This window comes from Nocardioides houyundeii, assembly GCF_002865585.1.
GTDB classification, from domain to species: Bacteria; Actinomycetota; Actinomycetes; order Propionibacteriales; family Nocardioidaceae; genus Nocardioides; species Nocardioides houyundeii.
The window spans coordinates 1,898,652-1,921,273 of sequence record NZ_CP025581.1 but is presented as its reverse complement, the minus strand read 5'-3'; the positions used below and the strand labels follow the sequence as shown (position 1 = coordinate 1,921,273).

The 22,622-nt window shown below is 69.5% G+C and carries 18 protein-coding genes and 1 pseudogene; 13 read left to right on the top strand and 6 right to left on the bottom strand.

All coding sequences use genetic code 11. The annotated features are described in order from the left end of the window. Nucleotides 1-148: 148 nt before the first annotated feature. From kdd to C0R66_RS09185, 7 genes are all read left to right on the top strand, one after another. A complete protein-coding gene (gene kdd / locus C0R66_RS09215) occupies nucleotides 149-1,195 on the top strand; it encodes an L-erythro-3,5-diaminohexanoate dehydrogenase (protein ID WP_101524447.1) in 1,047 nt (348 codons plus the stop codon). Next, nucleotides 1,192-2,769: a lysine 5,6-aminomutase subunit alpha gene (kamD, locus tag C0R66_RS09210; protein ID WP_101524446.1), complete on the top strand. Its 1,578-nt coding sequence runs from the start codon at nucleotides 1,192-1,194 to the stop codon at nucleotides 2,767-2,769. The genes kdd and kamD overlap by 4 nt, the downstream gene beginning before the upstream one ends. Beyond that, nucleotides 2,766-3,521: a lysine 5,6-aminomutase subunit beta gene (gene kamE / locus C0R66_RS09205; protein WP_101524445.1), complete on the top strand. Its 756-nt coding sequence runs from the start codon at nucleotides 2,766-2,768 to the stop codon at nucleotides 3,519-3,521. Before kamD ends, kamE begins: the two co-directional genes overlap by 4 nt. Beyond that, on the top strand, nucleotides 3,521-3,928 hold the full coding sequence (kal, locus tag C0R66_RS09200) for a 3-aminobutyryl-CoA ammonia lyase (RefSeq protein ID WP_101524444.1): 408 nt from the start codon (nucleotides 3,521-3,523) through the stop codon (nucleotides 3,926-3,928). Before kamE ends, kal begins: the two co-directional genes overlap by 1 nt. 414 nt (nucleotides 3,929-4,342) lie before the next feature. Further along, on the top strand, nucleotides 4,343-5,869 hold the full coding sequence (gene lnt, locus C0R66_RS09195) for an apolipoprotein N-acyltransferase (RefSeq protein WP_101524443.1): 1,527 nt from the start codon (nucleotides 4,343-4,345) through the stop codon (nucleotides 5,867-5,869). Further along, complete coding sequence (locus C0R66_RS09190) at nucleotides 5,866-6,630, top strand: polyprenol monophosphomannose synthase (protein ID WP_240311713.1); 765 nt, start codon at nucleotides 5,866-5,868, stop codon at nucleotides 6,628-6,630. The genes lnt and C0R66_RS09190 overlap by 4 nt, the downstream gene beginning before the upstream one ends. Before the next feature lie 7 nt (nucleotides 6,631-6,637). Then, a complete protein-coding gene (locus tag C0R66_RS09185) occupies nucleotides 6,638-7,138 on the top strand; it encodes an FxsA family protein (protein ID WP_101524442.1) in 501 nt (166 codons plus the stop codon). Nucleotides 7,139-7,144: 6 nt separating this feature from the next. Here C0R66_RS09185 and C0R66_RS09180 read toward each other — a convergent pair whose 3' ends face one another. From C0R66_RS09180 to C0R66_RS09165, 4 genes are all read right to left on the bottom strand, one after another. After that, the gene (locus tag C0R66_RS09180; protein WP_101524441.1) at nucleotides 7,145-7,534 is read right to left on the bottom strand and encodes an RNA polymerase-binding protein RbpA; all 390 of its coding nucleotides are present in this window, start codon (nucleotides 7,532-7,534) and stop codon (nucleotides 7,145-7,147) included. 193 nt (nucleotides 7,535-7,727) lie between these two features. Then, the gene (locus tag C0R66_RS09175; protein WP_338418229.1) at nucleotides 7,728-9,020 is read right to left on the bottom strand and encodes an MFS transporter; all 1,293 of its coding nucleotides are present in this window, start codon (nucleotides 9,018-9,020) and stop codon (nucleotides 7,728-7,730) included. A gap of 70 nt (nucleotides 9,021-9,090) precedes the next feature. After that, nucleotides 9,091-9,891: a glycerophosphodiester phosphodiesterase family protein gene (locus tag C0R66_RS09170; protein ID WP_241901649.1), complete on the bottom strand. Its 801-nt coding sequence runs from the start codon at nucleotides 9,889-9,891 to the stop codon at nucleotides 9,091-9,093. 69 nt (nucleotides 9,892-9,960) lie between these two features. Further along, on the bottom strand, nucleotides 9,961-11,223 hold the full coding sequence (locus C0R66_RS09165; RefSeq protein WP_101524439.1) for a cytochrome P450: 1,263 nt from the start codon (nucleotides 11,221-11,223) through the stop codon (nucleotides 9,961-9,963). 177 nt (nucleotides 11,224-11,400) lie between these two features. Here C0R66_RS09165 and C0R66_RS09160 point away from each other — a divergent pair, with 177 nt between their 5' ends. After that, nucleotides 11,401-12,240, top strand: coding sequence for a mycofactocin-coupled SDR family oxidoreductase (locus tag C0R66_RS09160; RefSeq protein ID WP_101524438.1), 840 nt, complete (start codon nucleotides 11,401-11,403; stop codon nucleotides 12,238-12,240). A gap of 74 nt (nucleotides 12,241-12,314) precedes the next feature. Here the strand turns inward: C0R66_RS09160 and C0R66_RS09155 are convergent. After that, nucleotides 12,315-13,840 (bottom strand): annotated as a pseudogene (locus C0R66_RS09155) (helix-turn-helix domain-containing protein). Nucleotides 13,841-14,105: 265 nt separating this feature from the next. On the opposite strand from C0R66_RS09155, the gene C0R66_RS09150 reads away from it, so the two are divergent. After that, on the top strand, nucleotides 14,106-15,863 hold the full coding sequence (locus tag C0R66_RS09150) for a DUF7800 domain-containing protein (RefSeq protein WP_241901648.1): 1,758 nt from the start codon (nucleotides 14,106-14,108) through the stop codon (nucleotides 15,861-15,863). Here C0R66_RS09150 and C0R66_RS09145 read toward each other — a convergent pair. Beyond that, nucleotides 15,844-16,839 carry an SMP-30/gluconolactonase/LRE family protein gene (locus C0R66_RS09145; protein WP_199286872.1) on the bottom strand — a complete coding sequence of 332 codons (996 nt, stop codon included), beginning with the start codon at nucleotides 16,837-16,839 and terminating at the stop codon, nucleotides 15,844-15,846. The genes C0R66_RS09150 and C0R66_RS09145 overlap by 20 nt on opposite strands. Before the next feature lie 103 nt (nucleotides 16,840-16,942). On the opposite strand from C0R66_RS09145, the gene C0R66_RS09140 reads away from it, so the two are divergent. The 4 genes from C0R66_RS09140 to C0R66_RS09125 all read left to right on the top strand — a co-directional run bounded on the left by C0R66_RS09140 (nucleotide 16,943) and on the right by C0R66_RS09125 (nucleotide 22,610). Continuing rightward, nucleotides 16,943-19,300 carry an ATP-binding cassette domain-containing protein gene (locus tag C0R66_RS09140; protein WP_241901647.1) on the top strand — a complete coding sequence of 786 codons (2,358 nt, stop codon included), beginning with the start codon at nucleotides 16,943-16,945 and terminating at the stop codon, nucleotides 19,298-19,300. Between the two features lie 57 nt (nucleotides 19,301-19,357). Continuing rightward, nucleotides 19,358-20,779, top strand: coding sequence for a cytochrome ubiquinol oxidase subunit I (locus C0R66_RS09135; RefSeq protein WP_241901646.1), 1,422 nt, complete (start codon nucleotides 19,358-19,360; stop codon nucleotides 20,777-20,779). Beyond that, the gene (locus tag C0R66_RS09130) at nucleotides 20,776-21,786 is read left to right on the top strand and encodes a cytochrome d ubiquinol oxidase subunit II (protein WP_101524434.1); all 1,011 of its coding nucleotides are present in this window, start codon (nucleotides 20,776-20,778) and stop codon (nucleotides 21,784-21,786) included. The genes C0R66_RS09135 and C0R66_RS09130 overlap by 4 nt, the downstream gene beginning before the upstream one ends. 143 nt (nucleotides 21,787-21,929) lie before the next feature. Next, nucleotides 21,930-22,610: a GAF and ANTAR domain-containing protein gene (locus C0R66_RS09125; RefSeq protein ID WP_158647974.1), complete on the top strand. Its 681-nt coding sequence runs from the start codon at nucleotides 21,930-21,932 to the stop codon at nucleotides 22,608-22,610. Nucleotides 22,611-22,622: the final 12 nt, after the last annotated feature.

The following is a 22,622-nucleotide window of genomic DNA, read 5'->3' as shown; positions in this document are numbered from 1 at the left end:
GGCTCTCCTTGCCTGGAGTGTCGCGGTGCGGCGCGTCTGTTGTGAGACACGTCTCTTATCTGGAAGAGTACGAGCACATCATCCTGTCCGTCCAACGACAGGCCGCAAGATTTCCGGTGAATTCGGGATCCAATGAAGGAATGGTCGAATGAGTCCCGTCGAGTCAACTGTCGTCAGCGATCCGGTCGGACTGCACCGGGTGCTGGACGACGCCGCGGTGCTGCCGCAGAGCGCCCAGCGCCTCGACACCAGGCCCGAGCTGTGGCCCGACGAGGTGCGCATCCGGGTACAGCGGCTCAATCTCGACGCGGCCTCCTTCCGGCAGCTCGAGCGCAAGCACGCCGGCGACGGCGACCGGGTGCGCGCCGAGGTCCTCGAGATCGTGGCCCGTCGCGGCAAGATGCAGAACCCCGAGACCGGGTCGGGCGGGATGCTGATCGGCGTGGTCGAGGAGGTCGGTGCCGACTCCCCGCTCGGGCTGCGGGTCGGCGACCCGGTCGCCACGCTGGTCTCCCTGACGCTGACCCCCCTGGTCATCGAGGACGGGCTGCGCGACTGGACTGGCACCAGCGAGCAGGTGCCGTGCGACGGCTACGCGATCCTCTTCGGCCGCTCGATCGCGGCCACGCTGCCCCAAGACCTGCCCGCCGACCTCGCCCTGGCGGTGCTGGACGTGTGCGGGGCGCCGGCGTTGACCGCCCGCGTGGTCCAGGGGTACGACGCCCCGGTGGTCGCCGTCCTGGGCGGCGGCGGGAAGTCCGGGAGCCTGAGCCTCGCGGCGGCACGGAAGGCCGGTGCGGCCCGCACCATCGGCGTCGTGCCGCACGAGATGGAGGCGCAGGCGCTGCGCGCCTCCGGGCTCGCCGACGAGGTGGTCGTGGCGGATGCGCGCAACCCGGTTGAGGTCCGTGCCGCGGTGGAGTCGGCCGGAGGGCCGGCGGACGTCACCGTGGTCTGCGTCGACGTGCCGGGCTGCGAAGGCGGCGCCATCCTCTCCACCGCCCCGGGCGGCACGGTCGTCTTCTTCTCCATGGCCACCTCGTTCTCCGCCGCAGCGCTGGGTGCCGAGGGGGTGGCAGCCGACGTGACCATGCTGGTGGGCAACGGCTACGTGCCCGGTCACGCCGACCAGGCCCTGGACCTGTTGCGCAGCGACTCCGGCGTGCGGGAGCTGTTCGAGGGGCGGCTGCGATGACCGGCCGTCTCCAGCTCCCCGCAGCCGACGTACGCCGGGCGCGTGCCCTGGCCGCCCAAGCCGGGCGTCCCATCGTGGACCTCGCCCAACAGCACACCACCGTCTCGGTGGAGCGGGCCACGCTGCGCCTGGCCGGACTGGAGGGGGCCGACGCCGACGGCATCCCCTGGGTCAACCGCCTCGCCGACGCGGTGGCCGCCGACCTGCACACCGACGGGGGACTGGCCCACGGCGTCTCCCTCCCGGTCTGGGACGCCCTGGTGCGCGGCGAGGCCGACGACCTGAGCGCCCTGGCCCAGAAGGCCGGCGCCGGCTCGGTCCGGTTCCGCCTGCCCGAGGGGAAGGACCGCAGCCGCGCGCGTGAGGCCGCACTGGGCGCGGTCGGGGCGGGGATCGCACGCGTGGACGGACGTCGGCACGAGCGCGAGCAGATGATCGACCGCATCGGCGACGCGCCCAGCAAGCCGTGGATCTACCTGATCGTGGCCACCGGCGACATCTACGAGGACATCCCGCAGGCCCAGGCCGCGGCCCGCGAGGGCGCCGACGTGATCGCGGTGATCCGCAGCACCGGGCAGTCGCTCCTGGACTACGTGCCGGAGGGCGCCACTCGAGAAGGCTTCGCCGGGACCTACGCCACCCAGGAGAACTTCCGCCTGATGCGTGCCGCCCTCGACGAGACGAGCCGTGAGCTGGGCCGCTACGTCCGGTTGACCAACTACGCCTCCGGTCTCTGCATGCCCGAGATCGCTGTGCTGGCCGGGCTGGAGCGCCTGGACATGATGCTCAACGACTCCATGTACGGGATCCTGTTCCGCGACATCAACCCCGTGCGCACCTTCGTGGACCAGAGGTTCAGTCGTCAGGTCCACGCTCGGGCCGGCATCATCATCAACACCGGCGAGGACAACTACCTCACCACCGCCGACGCTGTGGACGCCGCGCACACGGTCACCACCAGCCAGCTCCTCAACGAGTACTTCGCCAAGGAGGCGGGGCTGGAGGACTGGCAGCTGGGTCTGGGCCACGCGTTCGAGATCGACCCCCAGGTCCCCGACTCGCTGCGTCTGGAGCTGGCGCACGCGATGCTCGCCCGTGACCTGTTCCCCGACGCGCCGCTGAAGTGGATGCCGCCGACCAGGCACATGACCGGCGACGTGTTCCGTGGCTACCTGCTCGACGGCTTCTTCAACCTCGTCGGCGCGCTCACCGGGCAGGGGATCCTGCTCGTGGGCATGATGACCGAGGCCGTGGTCACCCCGTGGCTCTCCGACCGGGACCTCGCCCTGCAGAACGTCCGCTACGTGATGAACGCGGCGGGCAACCTGCACGAGGACTTCCGGCCCGCCCCGGACGGCTTCATCGCCGGCCGCGCGCGTGCGGTGCTGGGTGAGTCGATCGAGCTCCTGGAGAGGGTGATCGGCCACCCCGACGGGCTGCTGGACGCGATCGCCGACGGCACGTTCGGACTGATGAAGCGCCCCGCGGATCGGGGCCGGGGCCTGGACGGCGTCTCGAAGAAGTCCGACCTCTACCTCAACCCCGCCACCGAGCTCCTGGAAGGCGCGTCATGAGCAGCAACGAGGCCGGGCACCTGGTCCGTCCCTACGGCGACACCACCGGGGACGGCATGGTGCAGCTCTCCTTCACCCTGCCGCTGCCGCACTCCAAGGTGGCCGAGGGGGCGGCCGCCCAGCTGGCCAACAAGATGGGGTTGGACCCGGCGATGGTGGTCCATGCCCGGCCGATGGGGTCGGACTTCACGTTCTTCGTCGTCTACGGCAGGGTCCACCACCTCGTCGACCCGAGCACCGTGGAGGTGGTGGAGCGCGACTACCCGCTCCTGACCCCCAAGGAGGTCAACGCCCAGGTCAAGGAGGTGCTGCGCCGCCGACTGGTGGTGGTGGGCGCCTGCATCGGCACCGACGCCCACACCGTGGGGATCGACGCGATCCTGAACATCAAGGGCTTCGCGGGGGAGAAGGGGCTGGAGTACTACCGGGAGATCAAGGTGGTGAACCTGGGCGCGCAGGTCTCGGTGCCCGACCTCGTCGAGGTGGCAAGGCAGGAGAAGGCCGACGCCGTGCTGGTCTCGCAGGTGGTCACCCAGCGCGACGCCCACCTGCTCAACACCCGGGAGATGTCGGCGGCGTTCCGCGAGTCCTACCCCCGTGGCACCGCCCCGCTCCTGGTGGTGGGCGGACCTCGCTTCGACGAAGGGGCCGCCGCCGAGCTCGGGGTGGACCGCGTGTTCAGCCGGGGCACCACCCCCGGCGAGGTGGCATCGTTCCTGGTGCACCGGCTCTCGCAGAGGAAGGCAGGCTGATGTCCGACACCAGCGCTCCCACGGGTCAGCGGGTCGTGCACCGCCGCTACGTGCCCTACTCCCACGCCCACTACGCCGGCAACCTCGTCGACGGCGCCTACTCGCTGGGACTCTTCGGCGACGTCGCGACCGAGATGTGCATCCGCACCGACGGGGACGAGGGGCTCTTCGCCTCCTACTCCGACGTGCAGTTCCTGGCCCCCGTCCGGGCCGGAGACCTCCTGGAGATCACCTGCACGCTGGTCTCGCGGGGCGCTCGTTCGCGGGTGATGGAGTTCGAGGTGCTGGTGGTGGGCCGCGGCGCCGCCACTCCCGAGGCGCCGGGGGCCGCCCGGATCCTCCAGGAGCCGGTGCGGGCCACCACGGCCACCGGGACCGTCGTGGTGCCGCCCGCCCCTGGGCGCTGAGCTCAGAGCCCTGATCCCGCAGCCTCCCGAGTGGGCGGTCCGAGTCCCGGCGTGTCTGCGGCGTGTCGCGCACAGGTATCTGGGTTCTGTTGACACGCCCACCGGCAACGACGCAGAGTGCAGGGGTCCGCTCGTGCAGATCGTTGCAGGCGGACCGACGTCCGAGTGGGCGGGTTGCGGGTGGGGCGCCACCATTCGCAGAACCCGGTTCGCGGAGGTCGGTTCCGCTGCCTCGAGGGCGGTGACGGAAGGGACGGCAGCTCCGTAGACAACTTCCCGGCGACCACTTCCAATGGCCGTCGGGTTGGTCCGAAGGGTTGCTGTCCCTTCCGGCTCGCTGCCCGGTCGTCTCCCTGCCGATGCGCCCCGTCGGCCCCGAGGACGCTCTCAGCGCCTACCCGGTACCGTGGTGGAGTGTTCCTGCGCTCCCTGTTCGCCCTGGCAGGGGGCGTGATCCTGGCCCTGGCCTCTGAGCCCGTCGGGCTCGCCCTGCTGACGCCCATCGGCGTCGCGGTGCTCGTGCTCTCGCTGCACGGGACCAGACCCAGGACCGCGTGGCTGCCCGGTCTCGCCTTCGGGGTGGGCTTCTTCTTCGTCCTGCTCTTCTGGATGCGCGCCGTCGGCTGGGACGCCTGGCTGGCCCTGGCGGGGGTCCAGGCTGTGTACTTCGCCCCCCTGGGCAGCGCACTGGCACTGCTGTCGCGCTTGCGGTGGTGGCCGGTGTGGACCGCGCTGGCCTGGGTGGGTGTCGAGACGGTACGAGGCGCCTGGCCCTTCGGCGGTATGCCCTGGGGTCGCATCTCCTACGCCGTGGCCGACACCCCGTGGGCCTCCGGGCTGCCCTGGCTGGGCTTCACCGGCGTCAGTCTCGTGCTGGCGCTGACCGGTACGACGCTGGCGTGGCTGCTGCTGACCCGCCCGACGCCTCGAGCAGCCTGTGCACCCGTCGGCGCCCTGGTGGCCGTGACGCTGCTCCCGGTGCTGGTCGGCTGGGACGCGGGCCACGACGGGGAGGTCACCGTGGCCGCGGTCCAGGGGGACGTGCCCGGCAGCGGGGACAACCTGGTCGCCGTACACCGGCAGGTGACGGCCAACCACGTCCAGGCCACCGTGGACCTGGCTCTGGACGTGCGTCGCGGGGCCGTGCCGAGGCCGGACTTCGTGGTCTGGCCCGAGAACTCCACGGCCGTGGACCCGTTCCGCGACGTCGAGGTCAACAGCGGGATCGAGCGGGCCTCGGCCGCGATCGGGGTGCCGATCCTGGTCGGTGCCATGGCCGACTCCGCGGACGGCGAGGACGTGCTGAACCAGGGGATCGTGTGGAACCCCGGTCTGGGCGGGGGAGACCGCTACACCAAGCGCCACCCGGTCCCCTTCGGTGAGTACATCCCGTGGCGCGACACCGTGTTCACCAGCAACTTCGGCAAGCTCCAGCTCATCGGGCGCGACATGCTCAGCGGCACCCGGGTGGAGCCGCTGCGGGTGGACGGCGCGCTGGTGGCCGACGCCATCTGCTTCGACGTCGCCTACGACGACGGGCTGCAGGAGCAGGTGCGACGCGGCGCCCAGATGCTCACGGTCCAGACGAGCAACGCCATGTTCATCCACACCCACCAGATCGAGCAGCAGTTCGAGATCACGCGGCTGCGGGCCATGGAGACCGGCCGCCACACCGTGGTGGCGGCGACCAACGGCGTCACCGGAGTGATCGGGCCCGACGGGAGCGTGATCGACGAGGCCGTGCCGCGCACCACCACAGTCCTGGTGGAGGACGTGGCGCTGACCTCGCGCATCACCCCGGCCGTCTTCCTGGGTCCCTGGCCGGGTCGCCTGGTGCTGGCTCTCTCCCTGCTGGGTTGTGCCGGGGCGTTGAGACGCCGCCCGGGCCGAGGCCCTATATTCGCGACACCGACCGAGAAACTCGAGGGAGCACGAGCGTGACGCAGAACCTTCTGGGCCGCACCGTCATGGTCGTACCGACCTACAACGAGGCGAGCAACCTCGCGTGGATCGTGGAGCGGTTGCGCAAGGCCCAGCCCGAGGTCCACGTGCTCGTCGTGGACGACGGCTCCCCGGACGGCACCGGCAAGATCGCCGACGAGCTCGCGGAGTCCGACGACCACGTCCACGTGCTGCACCGCACGGAGAAGGCCGGCCTGGGGGCGGCCTACGTCCACGGGTTCAAGGTCGCCCTGGCGCAGGGCTACGACGTGATCGGGGAGATGGACGCCGACGGATCGCACCAGCCCGAGCAGCTCCAGCGCCTCATCGACGCCCTCGCCGAGGGAGCCGACCTGGTCATCGGTTCGCGCTGGGTCCGGGGGGGCTCCATCGTGAACTGGCCGAAGTCTCGCGAGGCGCTCTCGCGTGGCGGCAACCTCTACGTGCGGCTCCTCCTGGGGATCCGGGTGAAGGACGCCACCGCGGGCTTCCGGCTCTTCCGACGTAGCACGCTGGAGACGATCGACCTCGACACCGTGCGCTCCACCGGGTATGTCTTCCAGACCGACATGGCCTACCGCACGCTGAGCCATGGCATGAGCGTCGTGGAGGTGCCGATCGACTTCATCGAGCGCCAGCGCGGCGACTCCAAGATGAGCAAGGACGTGGCGACCGAGTCGCTCAAGCTGATCACCCGCTGGGGTCTCGCCGAGCGTCGCGACCGGCTCCGCCGGCGCTTCTCTGGGTCTCGTCACGCATGATTGAGAGATGACTTCTCGTCGAGGGATCCCGATGTGGGTCCTGTTCGTGCTGCTCGTGGTGATGCCCCTGGCCGAGATCTGGGTGTTGATCCAGGTCGGCCAGACGATCGGTGCCTGGTGGACGATCGTGCTGCTGGTCCTGGACAGCTTCCTGGGCGGCTGGGTGATCCGACGGGAGGGGGCGCGCGCCTGGCGAGCCCTGAACGCCACCCTGGCCGCTGGCAGGATGCCCTCGCGAGAGCTGGCCGACGGTGCGCTCATCATCGCCGGCGGCACCCTGATGCTGAGCCCAGGCTTCGTCAGCGATGCCTTCGGGATCCTGCTGATCCTGCCGATCACCCGGCCCGTGGCCCGGCGGCTGCTGACCAGGTTCTTCGCCGCCCGCCTGCTCTCGGCCACGGTGATCGGCAGCGTCGGTCAGACCCGGGGGTCGAACGCCTCAAATGCACCTCACCCCGGACCCGGGCCCGATGGGCCCGTCGTCCGGGGTGAGGTCGTCGATCCCTGACAGCCGTCAGGCGGTCGACTTCACGCGCTTCTTGGCGTTCGCCCGGTGCAGGTGCGCCGGACCGATCTCGCCACCGCGGAGCAGCTCCAGGCGCTCCTTGAGAATGTCCTCGAGCTCCTTCTCGGAGCGGCGCTCGAGCAGCATGTCCCAGTGGGTGCGCGCCGGCTTCTCCACCTTCTCGTCGGGGGTGATCCCGGAGGTGCTCAGCGCCTCGGCGCCGCACTTGGGGCACTCCCACAGAGCCGGGACGTCGGCCTCGTCGGACATGGTGATCTCGAACGTGTGGCCTTCCTTGCACCGGTAGCCGGCCTGCTGACGGCCGGCGAACTCAATGCCGCGCTCATCCTCGAAGCTCTGCCCACCCAGCCTGGCACCACGCAACGTGCGCTCCGCCATGAAGCCACCTCCACAAATTCTTGATTTCGCCCACGGTCTGCAGGCGACGACGACCGGGATTCGGGTTCCAGGACGCCACTAAATGCGGCGTCGGCCGTCATTGCTTGTTCAACGGTATCGACCGCACCCACATTCCGCTCACTCCAACATACCCAATGTGGGGGAACACACTCCTAGACGGGCCAGAACCCGCTCATTCCGCACTTTGGGAGGACGCGAGTGCGGAGTCCTCCCGGACCTGGGGCTTGACCCGCAGCACGAGAGCCAAGCCGATCGCGAGGACGAGCAGGATCCCCAGGATGCCCCAGTGCTGGACGTCGTCGGCGTCGGCCACCCCGGTCACGGCGGCGCCGAGCAGGATCGCCCCGGACCAGGCGGCCGGCGCCATGAAGCTCACCGCGCGGCCCGTCGTGGCGTAGAGCCCGAAGATCTCACCTTCCTCGCCCTCGGGGATGAGACGCGCCAGGAAGGTCCGCGAGGCGGACGACGCCGGACCCACGAAGATGCACAGCACCAGACCGAAGATCCAGAACATCACGGTGCCGCCGTCGTGCATCAGGAACACCATGAAGCCCGCGACCAGCATGGCGCTCAGCGAGAGCACGATGACCCGCTTGGGCCCCAGACGGTCGTCGAGCGCGCCGAACAGGATGGTCGCGACCCCAGCGACCACGTTGGCTGCCACGCCGAAGATGATGACGTCGCCGTCGGAGAACCCGAAGGTGCCCGCCGCCAGCACGCCGCCGAAGGTGAAGACCCCGGCCAGGCCGTCCCGGAACACCGCGGAGGCGAGCAGGAAGTAGGCGGTGTTGCGGTCGGTCTCCCACAGCGCGCGCACGGTGCGGAACAGGTGCCGGTAGGACGCCGCCAGCCCGACCCGCGGTCCCCGCGGCGTGCGCTGGCTCTTGTCGTCGCGCAGCGTCAGGATCACCGGGAGGCTGAACAGCACCGTCCACAGCGCGCAGATCAGCATCGTGACCCGCACGTCCAACGCCTGCTCGTCGGTGATGCCGAACAGTCCGACTTCGGGATTGATGAGTCCGAAGTAGACGAAGAGCAGCAGCACGATGCCGCCGATGTAGCCCAGACCCCACCCGAGTCCGGAGACCCGCCCCACGGTGGCCGGGGTGGCGATCTCGTTGAGCATCGCGTTGTAGTTGACCGAGGCGAACTCGAAGAAGACGTTGCCGGCCGCGAGCAGCAGCAGGCCCAGCCAGAGGTACTCGGGGAGGGCTTGACGAAGAAGAGGCCGACCGAGGCAAGCACCACCAGTGCGGTGTTGACCGCCAGCCAGTAGGTACGTCGTCCCGAGCGGTCGGCCCGCTGGCCGCTGATCGGGGCGAAGAGGGCCACCAGGACACCGGCGCCGGCGAGTGCCCAGCCGAGCTTGCCGCTCGCGCCTTCGCCGAACGAGTCGGAGGTGATGTAGACGCTGAACACGAACGTGGTGATCACGGCGTTGAACGCAGCGGACCCCCAGTCCCACAGGCCCCAGGCGATGACGGGCCAGCGCGAGCCGGACCGCACCGGGCTCGGCTCTGCGACCTCGTTGGCGGTCATCGGGTCTCCCTCCATGCCCCGCGTTCCCGCAGGACCTCCTTGAGCAGGTCTGTGCGGTCGGTCATCAGGCCGTCGACGCCTCGGTCCAGCAGTAGTCGCATCTCGTCGGGGTCGTCGATGGTCCAGACATGGACGTGCTTGCCCACGGCGTGCGCCCGTCGTACGAACCCGGGGGTGACCACCCGCAGGCGCCCCCTCCGGTGCGGCACCTGGAACGCACTGAGGGCGCCCCCGCACAACCGGTCGGCCAGCCGCGCGCTCGGCAGCAGACGGAAGAGGACCACCTCGAGAGGATGCGCCGAGGTGGCCACCCGTCCCCGGGTGAGGCGCCGGAAGGCGCGCAGTCGGCGTCCGGAGAACGACCCGACGAGGATCCGGTCGTGGGCACCGTGCCGGGCGATGAGCTCCACCAGGGGGAGCACGGCCCCGTCGGTCTTCAGGTCGATGTTGAAGCGCACCTGCGGGAAGGCGGCGAGCAGGTCTGTCAGTCTCGGGATGCGCTCCCGGCCGTCGATCAGGGCCTGCATCACCTCGGCGTACATGGAGGCCGAGACCTCCCCGGTCCGGTCGGTGACCCGGTCCAGCACCGTGTCGTGGAAGGCCAGCAGCACGCCGTCGCTGGTGGCCACGACGTCCGTCTCCAGGTAGTCGTAGCCAAGGGCCACCGCATGGGCGAAGGCCGCCATGGTGTTCTCCAGGCCCTCGATCTCAGGGTGGTAGGAGCCGCCGCGGTGCGCGAACGCCAGCACCTGAGCCGGGTGCTGGAGGTAGGCGGGTCGCGTCGTTCGGGCCGTCACGCGTGCAGTATCCACGACCGGGCGCGGATCTGTGATCCGGCGCGGCGGCTCGCGTGACGGCCCGAGCTGCTACGCGGCGGGCACCGGGTCGAACTCGACGAGCAGCTCCGGGATGCCCCGGGAGTACAACCCGTCCTCACGCGAGGTGAAGCCGTCGGGGTAGCGGAGGTTCTCCATGTTGTCGAGCACCAGGTTGAGCGCGATCGTCATCTCCGTCTGGGCCAGCAGGGATCCGACGCAGAAGTGGCGGCCGAGGATGAACTGGACGTGGTTGGCGGCCCCGCTGAACGCCTTGGCGACATCGAGGTCGTCGCGGAAGATGTCGAACTTCTCCGGGTCGGCGAACTGCCGCTCGTCGCGGTTGGCGGAGCTGAGCATCATGATGCAGGTCGACCCGCTCGGGACCGTGGTGCCGTGCAGCTCCACGTCCTGCTCGGTCTGCCGCATGATCATGTGCACCGGGCCGGAGTGGCGCAGCGTCTCGGCGATGGCGTTGTTGACCAGCGAGCGGTCCTTGCGGACGGCCTCGAGCTGCTCGGGGTTGTCGATCAGGTTGCGCACCATGCTGGCCACGGCCTTGTCGGTGGTCTCGCCACCGGCCACGAGGAGCAGGCTGACGAACGCCTTGATCTCCTCGTCCGACATCTGGTGGCCGTCGACCTCAGCCCGGCACAGGCGCGAGAGCAGGTCCTCCCCGTCGCCGGTGCGCCGCTCCTCGATGATCGGCATCATGTAGTCCCGCAGCTCGGCCTTGGTCGCCTCGGCGGCCGCGGTCACCTCGGGGTCGCCGACCAGGTTGTTCAGGCTCGCCATGATCGACTCGTACCAGCGGTGGAACCGGTCGTGGTCGCTCTTGGGCAGGCCGAGCATGTCGACCATGACGTTGATCGGGAACCAGGTGGTGAAGTCGGCGACGAGGTCGGTGCGGCCACGAGGTGCGATCTCGGCCATCAGGTCGTCGCCGGCCCGCTGGACGATCCCGTTGATCAGTCCCACCGCGTTGTCCATGATCACGGGCATGAACTTCTCCAGCCCCTTGCCCCGGAAGAACGGGTTGAGGAGGGCCCGGTGGCGGGAGTGCTCGGTGCCCTCCATCTGCAGGATCGTGCGCCCGTGCAGCGGCTCCAGCTGCCATTCGTAGTTCCGGCTCGAGAAGGCGGGACTCTTGAAGGCTCCGGCGACGTCCTCGAACCGACTGATCAGGTAGCTCTGGGTCGCCTCGTGGAAGAGCACCGGGTGCTCGTCACGAAGCACCCGCTGCAGGGGGTAGGGGTCCGCGAGGTAGTCCGCGGACAGGATGTCGGGAGGGCTGGCGGGTTCCGCTGTCGACATGGGTGCACCTTCGCTTGTAGGGGTCTAACCATGCGGACCATAGGCATGTATGACCCAGGTCACAAGGGGCGTGGAATGCCTACCTGAAACTGCGCGCTGGGTGCACAGCCGAGTTGACGGACCATGGTGTGATGTGGATCATAAAGAGCCCAATCATATGCATGGAATGGAGCACTCATGGCAGGCCGACTCGCAGGCAAGGTCGCGTTCATCACGGGCGCGGCACGGGGACAGGGACGCAACCACGCCATCCGGATGGCGGAGCAGGGTGCGGACATCATCGCCGTGGACATCTGTGCCGAGATCGACTCGGTGACGCCGTTCTACCCGCTCGCCACGCCGGACGAGCTGCAGGAGACGGTCAAGGCCGTGGAGGCCACGGGACAGCGCATCGTCGCCCGCCAGGCCGACGTGCGTGACCTCGACGGGCTGCAGAAGGCGTTCGACGAGGGTGTCGACCAGCTCGGCCGGATCGACATCGTGCTCGCCAACGCCGGCATCGCGACCTACGGCAAGTCGTGGGAGCTCACCTCGGAGATGTGGCGCGACATGATCGACGTCAACCTCACCGGGGTCTTCCACACCGCCAAGGTCGCGGTACCCAAGCTCATCGACCAGGGCGAGGGCGGCTCGATGGTGTTCACCAGCTCCATCGGTGGACTCAAGGGGATCCAGCACGTCGCCCACTACGTGAGCGCCAAGCACGGCATCGTCGGCCTGATGCGCACCATGTCCAACGAGCTGGCCCCGCACAACATCCGGGTCAACACGATCCATCCGACCAACGTGGCCACGATCATGGTCAAGAATCCCGGGACCTACTCCATGTTCGTGCCTGAGGACGAGGAGGCCACCGAGGAGAAGGCCATCCCCGGAATGGTCGGGCTCAACTCCCTCGCCGTGCCGTGGGTGGAGTGCGACGACATCACGAACGCGATCATGTTCCTGACCAGCGACGAGGGTCGCTACGTCACCGGAGTCACCCTGCCGGTCGACGCCGGCGCGTTCACGAAGTAGTCAACCCCGAACGACCGAGACCCCCGAGCGCCAGGCGCGCTCGGGGGTCTCCACACGTGACGAGGAAGGCGGACTCAGATGTCCCGGAAGGTCTCGATGTTGGCGCCCAGCGTGTTCAGCCGCTCCGCCAGGTCCTCGTAGCCCCGGTGGATGACGTACGTCGACCGCAGCACCGAGGTGCCCTTCGAGGCGAGCATGGCGAGCAGGATCACCACCGCGGGACGCAGCGCCGGCGGGCAGACGATCTCGGCGCCCGACCAGCGGGTGGGCCCCTCGATCATCACCCGGTGCGGGTCGAGGAGCTTGACGTCGGCGCCCAGCTTGTTGAGCTCCAGGAGGTAGATCGCCCGGTTCTCGTAGACCCAGTCGTGCAGGAGGGTCTGCCCCTCGGCGACGGCACCGATCACCGCGAAGAACGGCAGGTTGTCGATGTTCAGGCCGGGGAACGGCATGGGGTGGATCTTGTCCAGCGGCGCCCGCAGCTCCGAGGCCCGGGTGGTGATGTCCACCAGCCGGGTGCGGCCGTTGTTGGCGACGTACTCCTCGGTGCGGCTGTACTGCAGACCCATCTCCTCCAGCAGCGACAGCTCGATCTCGAGGAACTCGATCGGTACCCGCTGGATCGTGATCTCGGACTTCGTCACGATCGCTGCGGCGAGCAGTGACATCGCCTCGATCGGGTCCTCGCTGGGGAGTAGTCGACGTCGACGTCGATGCGCGCCAGACCGGTGACCTTCAGCGTCGTCGTGCCGACGCCCTCGACCTCGACACCCAGCTTCTGCAGGTAGAAGCAGAGGTCCTGGACCATGTAGTTCGAGGAGGCGTTGCGGATCACCGTGGTGCTCGGGCGCAGGGCCGCGGCCATGAGCGCGTTCTCGGTGACCGTGTCGCCGCGCTCGGTCAGCACGATGGGGCGGGTCGGCTCCACGGCGTGGTTGACCTGGGCGTGGTAGGCGCCCTCGTTGGCCTTGATCTCCAGGCCGAAGGGGCGCAGCGCCGACATGTGCGGCTCCACGGTGCGGGTGCCCAGCTGGCATCCGCCCGCGTAGGGGAGGTCGAAGGAGTCGTAGCGGTGCAGCAGCGGTCCCAGGAACATGATCACCGAGCGGGTGCGGCGCGCTGCCGCCTCGTCGATGGCGCTCAGGTCGAGCTCCTCAGGCGGGATGATCTCCAGGTCGTTGTCCGAGTTGAGCCAGCGGGTCTGGACTCCCAGCGACTCCAGCACCTCCAGGAGCCGGTTGACCTCCTCGATCCGAGCGACCTTGCGGAGCGTCGTGCGTCCGCGGTTGAGCAGGGAGGCGCACAACAGCGCCACTCCGGCGTTCTTGGAGGTCTTGACGTCGATCTTCCCGGCCAGCGTGGTCGGGCCGGTGACGCGCAGGTGGGTCGGCCCGGCGCCGACGGAGACGATCTCGGAGTCGAGCGCGGCGCCGATTCGGGCGAGCATCTCCAGGGAGAGGTTCTGGTGCCCCTTCTCGATGCGGTTGATCGCGCTCTGGCTGGTGCCGAGAGTCTCGGCGAGCTGCTGCTGGGTCATTCCACGGTGCTTGCGGGCATCGCGGATCAAGTTGCCGATCCGGGCGAGATAGTCCTGCGTCATGGACTCCACGCTATCTCAGATATGAGATAGGCAAAGTCCGCGCTGTGCGCGACGCGCCGAGACTCTGCCACTGGGCGGGCGCCCCGTGTGAGACCGGCCATGCCAGGTACGCCCGGGGGAGATCGCACCTATCAGGAGCGGACAAGGCCGTGAAGAACACCACAACCATCTTCACCCGTCCGCCAGCCCGCGCAGGCACCGCTGATCCGCCTCGCACGGCACGGTAGGTTCGGTCCCGACCTGAGGAGGCGCCATCGCAGAGCTCGTGCTGGGACCGCTGCTGCGGCACGTGGACGAGTCGTCCGCCACGCTGTGGCTGGAGGTCTCGGGCCCCGCGACGGTGCGGGTGGACGCATCGGGTGTCTCGGCGACGACGCGCACCTTCGCCGTGCACGGGCACCACTACGCCTTGGTGGAGCTCAGCGGCCTGGGCGCCGGGACCCGGCGGCCCTACCAGGTCCGGCTGGACGATGCGGTGGTCTGGCCCCCTGCGGACTCCGAGTTCCCGCCCTCGGTGATCGCGACCCCGGCCGGCGACGGCCCCCTGGCGATCGCCTACGGCTCCTGCCGTACGGCGGTCCCGCACGACCGGCGCGGCCACGAGACGCACGGGGTGGACGCGATGCGCACCTACGCCCTGCGCCTAGCCGGTGCGGTGCCCCCCGCCGATGACTCCGCAGCGCTGGAGACCCTGGCCTGGCCGGACCTGCTGCTGCTCCTGGGGGACCAGGTCTACGCCGACGAGACCTCCGAGGAGATGCAGGAGTTCATCGCCTCCCGGCGGGACCCCGACGAGCCTCCGGGGGAGGAGCTCAAGGACTACGAGGAGTACGCGCACCTGTACTCCCTGGCCTGGTCGGACCCTGCGAACCGGTGGCTGCTCTCCACGGTCCCCAGCGCCATGATCTTCGACGACCACGACGTGCGCGACGACTGGAACACCTCCCAGTCCTGGCGGGAGCAGATGGAGCAGACGCCGTGGTGGCACGGACGGATCGTGGCCGCCCTCTCGTCGTACTGGGTCTACCAGCACCTGGGCAACATGTCCGCGGCCGAGCGGGAGCAGGACGAGCTCTGGCGCAGCGTGCGAGACCACGAAGGCCCCCAGGGTCCGGACCTGGGACCTGAGCTGGACGAGTTCGCCGCCCGGGTGGACCAGCAGCCGGAGACCTACCGGTGGAGCTACTCGCGCGACTTCGGCACCCGAGCCCGCCTCGTCGTGGTGGACAGTCGTGCCGCGCGGGTGCTCGATCCGCAGCACCGCGCGATGCTGGACCCCGACGAGCTGGGGTGGCTCGACCGCCAGGTGCAGGGAGACGTGGACCACCTGCTCATCGGCACCTCCCTGCCCTTCCTGCTCTCCCAGGGCCTGCACCACGTGGAGGGCTTCTCCGAGGCGCTGGCCCAGGGAGCCTGGGGGCGACTGAGCTCGAGGGCGGGGGAGCGGATCAGGCAGACGGTGGACCTGGAGCACTGGGCGGCCTTCCAGGACTCGTTCCTCCGCGTCGCCGACATGGTGATCGAGGTCGCCTCGGGCGAGCGCGGGCGGGCGCCCTCGACGGTGACCTTCCTGTCCGGGGACGTGCACCACAGCTACCTCAGCAGCGCCCGGCTCTCGCGCAGGGAGGCCCGCAGGCGGAAGCCTCTGCACAGCACGCTGCTGCAGGCGGTCTGCTCCCCGATCCGCAATCCCCTGGAGCTGAAGATGCGGTTCGCGACCGCGGCGCTGGCCTACGGGGTTGCCGGCCCGGTGGGACGTCTGGTCTCGCTCTCGGCCAAGGTGCCGGCGTCGCCGCTGCGGTGGCGCAACGTCGAGGGACCTTGGTTCGACAACAACATCGGCCTGCTGGAGACCTCGGGCGGTCAGCTGCGCCTGCGGTGGTTCACCAGCCAGATCCTGGGTGAGGACCACGCGCACCCCCGACTGCGGCAGATCGTGGAACGGGTGGAAGGCAGCGCCGCCCAGCGCCCGGCTGGACGGGACGAGCGGGATCGAGAGTCGCTCACCGCGGGACGCGAGTGACCCAGTACTCGGTGACCGGGGGCGTCTCGCGACCGAAGCGCGCGCTCGGCAGGTAGAGCCAGCGTCCGAAGGCCGCCACCGTGCTCGGCACGTCGAAGTCCCCGGAGGTGATGGTGTCGACGAGCGTGCCGCGAGTGCCGCTGCGGTCCAGCCGCAGCACCGCCACCTGGTCAAGCCTGTTCTGCACCACGTAGAGGATTCGCCCGACCCGGAGCAGCCCGTCCCCGTTGACCACCGAGTAGCCCTCCAGGTCCACGGCCACGGCGTCGCCGGTCGCGGGATCCACCCGGTACAGCAACCCGTTCGTGGAGTTCACCACCAGCAGCGCCCGCCCGTCAGGTGTGGTGGCGATGCCGTTGGCGTTGGTTCCCGGCACCTGGACCCAGTCGCCCGAGAGCCGCAGCGGCCGGACCGCCGACGTGGACGGCAGCTCCCCGCCGCGGCCCAGCGGGAGCCGGTACAGCACCGGTTGCTGCGAGTCGGTGAACCAGGCCGTACGCCGGGTCAGCACGACGTCGTTGACGAACGTCGGACCCGCGGCGAGCTGGTAGTCGGCCAGGAGCCTGCCGGACCGGGCATCCACCACCCGTGCAGTTCCGGAGGGCCCGCCGGCGACGAAGAGCCGCCCCCGCCGGTCCGACTTGAGGCCGATCGAGGGAGTCCCGGGTCCCTGGGAGATGGTGCGGCCCTCCCCGGTGCGCAGGTCGACCTGGTAGATGTCCCCGTCCACCCGGGAGCCGAGCCAGGCGCGTGGTCCGGGTCCGATCGCGATGCCCTCGGGGGCAAAGTTGTCGGGCAGCGCGATGCGGGCCGGGAACGGAGCCGGATGGTGCGGGCGAGCCTGGCTGGGGGCGGGAGCGAGCAGGCCGGTGGTCAGCACCGGGGCCAGCAGCCCCAGCACGGTGGCGAGCACCCCTCGGCGTACTCCGGGGCGTCTGGGCGCGGACCGGACGAGGGTGGATCTACGAGGGGTCATGGCTACCTCCTGAGACCTCTCGACGCTAGCCCCGCCCGCCCGGAGCCGACAATCCCTCAGACGCGGGCTGCGGGGAGGCCTGGAGCGTGGGAGCATCACGCTGGTGACGACGAGACCGCACAGCGCCGACACCCACGACCTGATCCGCGTGCAGGGCGCCCGCGAGAACAACCTCAAGAACATCGACGTGGAGCTGCCCAAGCGGCGCCTCACCGTGTTCACCGGGGTCTCCGGCTCCGGCAAGAGCTCTCTGGTCTTCGCGACCATCGCCGCGGAGTCGCAGCGGATGATCAACGAGACCTACAGCGCGTTCCTGCAGGGGTTCATGCCGCAGCAGGCCCGCCCCGACGTCGATCTGCTCGAGGGCCTGACCACGGCGATCATCGTGGACCAGGAGCGGATGGGCGCCAACCCTCGCTCCACCGTCGGCACCGCGACCGACGCCAACGCCATGCTGCGGATCCTCTTCAGCAGGCTGGGGGAGCCGCACATCGGCTCGCCCCAGGCGTTCTCCTTCAACGTCGCCTCCGCGAGCGGGTCGGGCCGGGTGAAGTACGAGAAGGAGGGGCAGACCAAGAACGAGGTCCGGACCTTCTCCGTCACCGGAGGCATGTGCCCCCGGTGCGACGGCATGGGCGCGACCAACGACATCGACCTGTCGGCCCTCTACGACGAGTCCAAGTCCCTCAACGAGGGCGCGATCAAGATCCCGGGCTACAGCATGGAGGGCTGGTACGGCCGGATCTTCCGAGGGTGCGGGTGGTTCGACCCGGACAAGCCGATCGGCAGGTACTCCACCAGGGAGCTCTCGGACCTGCTGCACAAGGAGGCGACGAAGATCAAGGTCGAGGGCATCAACCTGACCTACCTGGGCCTGATCCCACAGCTGAAGAAGTCGTTCCTGTCCAAGGACGTCGAGGCCCTGCAGCCCCACATCCGCCGGTTCGTGGAGGGCGCGGTGACCTTCACGACCTGCCCGGAGTGCAGCGGAACCCGGCTCAGTGAGCAGGCCCGGTCCTCCAAGATCCGCGGCCTGAGCATCGCCGACGTCTGTGGGATGCAGATCAGTGACCTGGCCCCGTGGGTCCGGGAGATCGAGGACCCATCGGTGGCACCCCTGGTCCAGGGGCTGCGGCACCTGCTCGACTCCTTCGAGGCCATCGGCCTGGGCTATCTCAGCCTCGACCGTCCGGCGGGCACGCTGTCCGGGGGAGAGGCGCAGCGCACCAAGATGATCCGGCACCTGGGCTCCTCGCTCACCGATGTCACCTACGTCTTCGACGAGCCGACGATCGGGCTGCACCCCCATGACATCGAGCGGATGAACGAGCTCCTGCTCCAGCTGCGCGACAAGGGCAACACCGTGCTGGTGGTGGAGCACAAGCCGGAGACCATCGCCATCGCCGACCACGTCGTCGACCTCGGACCGGGCGCCGGCAGCGCCGGGGGAGAGGTCTGCTTCGCGGGCACGGTCGAGGATCTCCGCTCGAGCGACACCACGACCGGTCGGCACCTCGACGACCGCGCCCGGCTCAAGGACGCCGTACGCAGTCCCACGGGGGTGCTGGAGATCCGCGACGCCTCGACGCACAACCTGAAGCACGTCGACGTCGACGTCCCCCTCGGCGTGCTGACCGTGGTCACCGGGGTCGCAGGGTCGGGGAAGAGCTCGCTGGTGCACGGCTCCCTGGCCCAGCGCGAGGGTGTCGTGGTGATCGACCAGGGTGCGATCAAGGGCTCCCGGCGCAGCAACCCTGCGACGTACACCGGGCTGCTGGAGCCGATCCGCAAGGCGTTCGCGAAGGCGAACGGGGTGAAGCCGGCGTTGTTCAGCTCCAACTCCGAAGGGGCCTGCCCCACCTGCAACGGTGCCGGCGTCATCTTCACCGATCTGGGGGTGGCCACCGTGGAGTCGCCCTGCGAGGAGTGCGAGGGCAGGCGGTTCCAGGCGAGCGTCCTGGAGCACACCCTGGGCGGCCGGAACATCGCTGAGGTGCTTGCGATGTCGGTGTCGGTGGCTGCGGACTTCTTCGGCACGGGGGAGGCCCGCACTCCCGCCGCTGGGAAGGTGCTCGACCGGCTCGTCGACGTGGGCCTTGGTTATGTCACCCTGGGACAGCCCCTGACCACCCTCTCGGGAGGGGAGCGGCAGCGCCTCAAGCTCGCCAGTCAGATGGCCGACAAGGGTGAGGTCTACGTCCTGGACGAGCCGACCACCGGTCTGCACCTGGCCGACGTGGCGAACCTGCTCGGGCTGCTCGACCGCCTGGTGGAGGCGGGCCGCTCCGTCGTCGTGATCGAGCACCACCAGGCGGTCATGGCGCACGCCGACTGGATCATCGATCTCGGCCCGGGCGCCGGCCACGACGGGGGCAACGTGGTGTTCCAGGGACCTCCGGCCGAGCTCGTCGGGGCCGCGACGCTCACCGGTGAGCACCTGGCGGCGTACGTCGGCCGCTGAGAGTCCCTTCGCCGCACAGGGTGGCGGCCAGGGCCTGCCGCGCCTAACGTGGTGAGGGTGCTCCTGCCCGAGGTGCTCCTCCAGGTGGTCGCCGCGGACGAACCCGCGGGCCTGCTTCCGGCGCGGTTGCAGATGGCCTTCTCGTTGGGGTGGCACATCGTGCTCGCCTGTTTCGGCGTCGCGCTGCCCTCGATGATCTTCGTGATGCACTGGCGGGGGATCTACCGCGACGAAGCCGTGGCCTTGGGCCTGGCCCAGCGCTGGGCGAAGGTCTCCGCGGTCCTGTTCGCGGTAGGCGCGGTCTCCGGGACGGTGCTCAGCTTCGAGATGGGGCTGCTGTGGCCCCGCCTGATGGGGCCCTTCGGGGACGTCCTGGGGCTGCCGTTCGCATTCGAGGGGCTGGCGTTCTTCACCGAGGCGATCTTCCTGGGCATCTACCTGTACGGCTGGGGGCGGATGCCACCGAAGCGACACCTGCTGACCCTGCTGCCGATGGCAGCAGCCGGGCTCTTCGGGACCTTCTGCGTGGTCTCGGTCAACGCCTGGATGAACGCGCCCACCGGGTTCCGCATCCAGGACGGCGAGGTGGTCGACGTCAACCCCTGGCGGGCGATGTTCAACGACCTCGCGTTCCTGCAGTTCCTGCACATGTGGGTCGCGGCATTCATGGTGGTCGGCTTCCTGGTCGCCGGCGTGTACGCCGTCGGGATGCTGCGCGGGCGCCGGGACGAGCACCACCGGCGGGGCTTCACCATCCCCTTCGCCTTCGCGTCGGTCGCTGCGGTGCTGCAGCCGGTGGTCGGTCACTTCCTGGGCGGTGGACTGGCCGACCGCCAACCCGCCAAGCTCGCCGCCTTCGAGCTGGCCACCACGACCGAGTCGCCCGCACCCCTGCGGCTGGGCGGTCTCCTCGTCGACGGCGAGGCGCGGTGGTCCATCGACATCCCCTACATCGGATCCCTGATCGCCCGTAACTCCTTCGACGCACCCGTGCCCGGACTGGACACCGTGCCGGTCCAGGACCGGCCGCCGGTCAACATCACCCATCTGTCCTTCCAGCTGATGGTGGGCATCGGCTTCTTCCTGCTGCTCGTGGCGCTGGTCTTCTGGCTGATGCGGTGGCGGGGGCGTGACCTGCTGGACCACCCCTGGTTCCTGCGGGTGTGCGTGGTCACCGGCCCCCTCGCCGTCCTGGCGGTGGAGGCCGGATGGACCGCGACGGAGGTGGGCAGACAGCCCTGGGTGGTCTACGGCGTGCTTCGCACCGCTGATGCGGCGGACAGCAACGGCTGGCTGTGGTGGCTCTACGGCGCGACGCTGCTGGTCTACGCCGCGCTCACGGTGGCGGCCACCCTCGTCATTCGTTCGATGACGAGGCGCTGGCGCTCGGGCAACCTCGACCTGCCGAGCCCCTACGGGCCCACCCGCCGGCTCCGTGACTCCGAACGCGCCGGCGAGCCGGAGGTGGAGGACTCATGAGCCTCGCGCTGGTGGTGGCTGCCGCGCTCTTCGTGGGCGTGGTCGCCTACGGCGTGCTGGGTGGCGCGGACTTCGGGACCGGCTCCTACGACCTGACGGCCGGGGGAGACCTGGAGGGTGCCGAGCAGCGCACCCTGATCGACCACAGCATCGGCCCGGTGTGGGAGGCCAACCACGTCTGGCTGATCTACGTGCTCGTGGTGTGGTGGACAGGGTTCCCCGAGTCCTTCGCCTCGGCGATGTCGACCCTGATCCTGCCCATGCTCTTCGCGCTGTTGGGGATCGTGCTGCGAGGGGCCAGCTTTGCCTTCCGCAAGTACTCCGAGACGCTGGCTCAGGCCCGGTTCTTCGGGGTCGTCTTCGCCGCCTCGTCGGTGGTGACCCCGTTCTTCCTCGGAGCCGTGGCCGGGGCCATCGCCTCCGGTCGGGTCCCTGCCCAGGGGAGGGGAGACCTGTGGTCGTCGTGGCTGACTCCGACCTCGTTCTTCGGCGGGGTGATCGCGGTGCTCACGTGCGCCTTCCTGGCCGGGGTCTTCCTGACCGCCGACGCGCAGCGCGCCGGGCTGGACAGCCTGGCACGCAAGCTCCGGCGCCGGACGGTCATCAGCGGTGTCATCACCGGTGTGGTGGTCTTCGCCGCCCTGGTGCCGATCTCCCGGGACGCACCGACCCTCACCGAGGGACTCACCGGACAGGCGGCCCCGCTGATCGTGGTCTCGGCGCTGGCCGGCCTCGCCACCCTGTGGCTGCTCGTCAAGGAGCACTACGCCGTCGCCCGGGTCACGGCGGTCTGTGCCGTGGCGGCCGTGCTGTTCGGCTGGGGATTCGGTCAGTACCCGTGGTTGCTGGTCGATGAGGTGACCATCGAGGACGCAGCGGGGGCGGAGGCCACGCTGGTGGGACTCATCGTGGTGGTCGTCCTGGCGGCGGTGATCGTGGGACCCTCCCTGTACTACCTGTTCCGCCTCACCCAGACTGAGGAATGGAGCCGGGCCGAGCACGACTGAGCAGCTTCGTCAGGCACGCCGCGTACGGGGAGTGAGTACGATGTCGCACCTGTCAGCCATATTCAGGGAGTGGATGGACCGTCATGCCGGTAGGTGCGAAAGACGACGTCAGGTCGAAGGTGGAGGGGTCGATCGCGGATCGCATGGCCGCCGCCGCGCGCGAGCTGCAGGACCAGGGTGATCCCCGTGCGACCGTGAAGAGCGCCGTGGAGCTGCTCGTCCGCAACGTCGAGGGTTGCAACTCAGCAAGCATCTCGCTGGTCTACGGCAAGAAGCGCGTGGAGACCCCGGCAGCCAGCGACGACCTTGCTGCCACCGGCGATCGGCTCCAGGAAGAACTGGCCCAGGGTCCGGCCCTGGACACCTTGTGGGAGCAGGACAGCGTCTACGTGCCCGACCTTGCCGACGACGACCGGTGGCCCACCTGGGGACCTCGGCTGACCGAGGCCACGGGAGCACGCAGCGTCCTGACGTTCCGTCTGTTCACGATCAAGGACGTCATCGGCGCCCTGAGCATGTACTCGACCGAGGTCGACGCGTTCGACGAAGAGGACAAGGCGGAGGGCCTGGCACTTGCCGCGCACATCGCCCTGGCCGTGCTCGCAGCGCAGAAGATCGACCAGTACGAGTCGGCCCTGGACTCACGCACGCTGATCGGCCAAGCCTGTGGTGTGGTGATGGAAAGGTTCGGCGTGGACGCGGTCAGCGCGTTCTCCCTGCTCACGCGTCTCTCGTCCACGCAGAACGTCAAGATCCGCGTCATTGCCGCCGAGCTCCTGCGCACCCGAGAGCTCCCGACAGCGGTGTCCAGCAGCGACGACTAGCGCGGGGTTGGT

Excerpts from the sequence above, each read along its gene's own strand:
- kdd (WP_101524447.1), top strand. The coding sequence starts at position 149 with ATGAGTCCCGTCGAGTCAACTGTCGTCAGCGATCCGGTCGGACTGCAC.
- kamD (WP_101524446.1), top strand. The coding sequence starts at position 1,192 with ATGACCGGCCGTCTCCAGCTCCCCGCAGCCGACGTACGCCGGGCGCGT.
- kamE (WP_101524445.1), top strand. The coding sequence starts at position 2,766 with ATGAGCAGCAACGAGGCCGGGCACCTGGTCCGTCCCTACGGCGACACC.
- kal (WP_101524444.1), top strand. The coding sequence starts at position 3,521 with ATGTCCGACACCAGCGCTCCCACGGGTCAGCGGGTCGTGCACCGCCGC.
- C0R66_RS09185 (WP_101524442.1), top strand. The coding sequence starts at position 6,638 with ATGACTTCTCGTCGAGGGATCCCGATGTGGGTCCTGTTCGTGCTGCTC.
- C0R66_RS09180 (WP_101524441.1), bottom strand. The coding sequence starts at position 7,534 with ATGGCGGAGCGCACGTTGCGTGGTGCCAGGCTGGGTGGGCAGAGCTTC.
- C0R66_RS09165 (WP_101524439.1), bottom strand. The coding sequence starts at position 11,223 with ATGTCGACAGCGGAACCCGCCAGCCCTCCCGACATCCTGTCCGCGGAC.
- C0R66_RS09160 (WP_101524438.1), top strand. The coding sequence starts at position 11,401 with ATGGCAGGCCGACTCGCAGGCAAGGTCGCGTTCATCACGGGCGCGGCA.
- C0R66_RS09145 (WP_199286872.1), bottom strand. The coding sequence starts at position 16,839 with ATGACCCCTCGTAGATCCACCCTCGTCCGGTCCGCGCCCAGACGCCCC.
- C0R66_RS09130 (WP_101524434.1), top strand. The coding sequence starts at position 20,776 with ATGAGCCTCGCGCTGGTGGTGGCTGCCGCGCTCTTCGTGGGCGTGGTC.
- C0R66_RS09125 (WP_158647974.1), top strand. The coding sequence starts at position 21,930 with ATGGCCGCCGCCGCGCGCGAGCTGCAGGACCAGGGTGATCCCCGTGCG.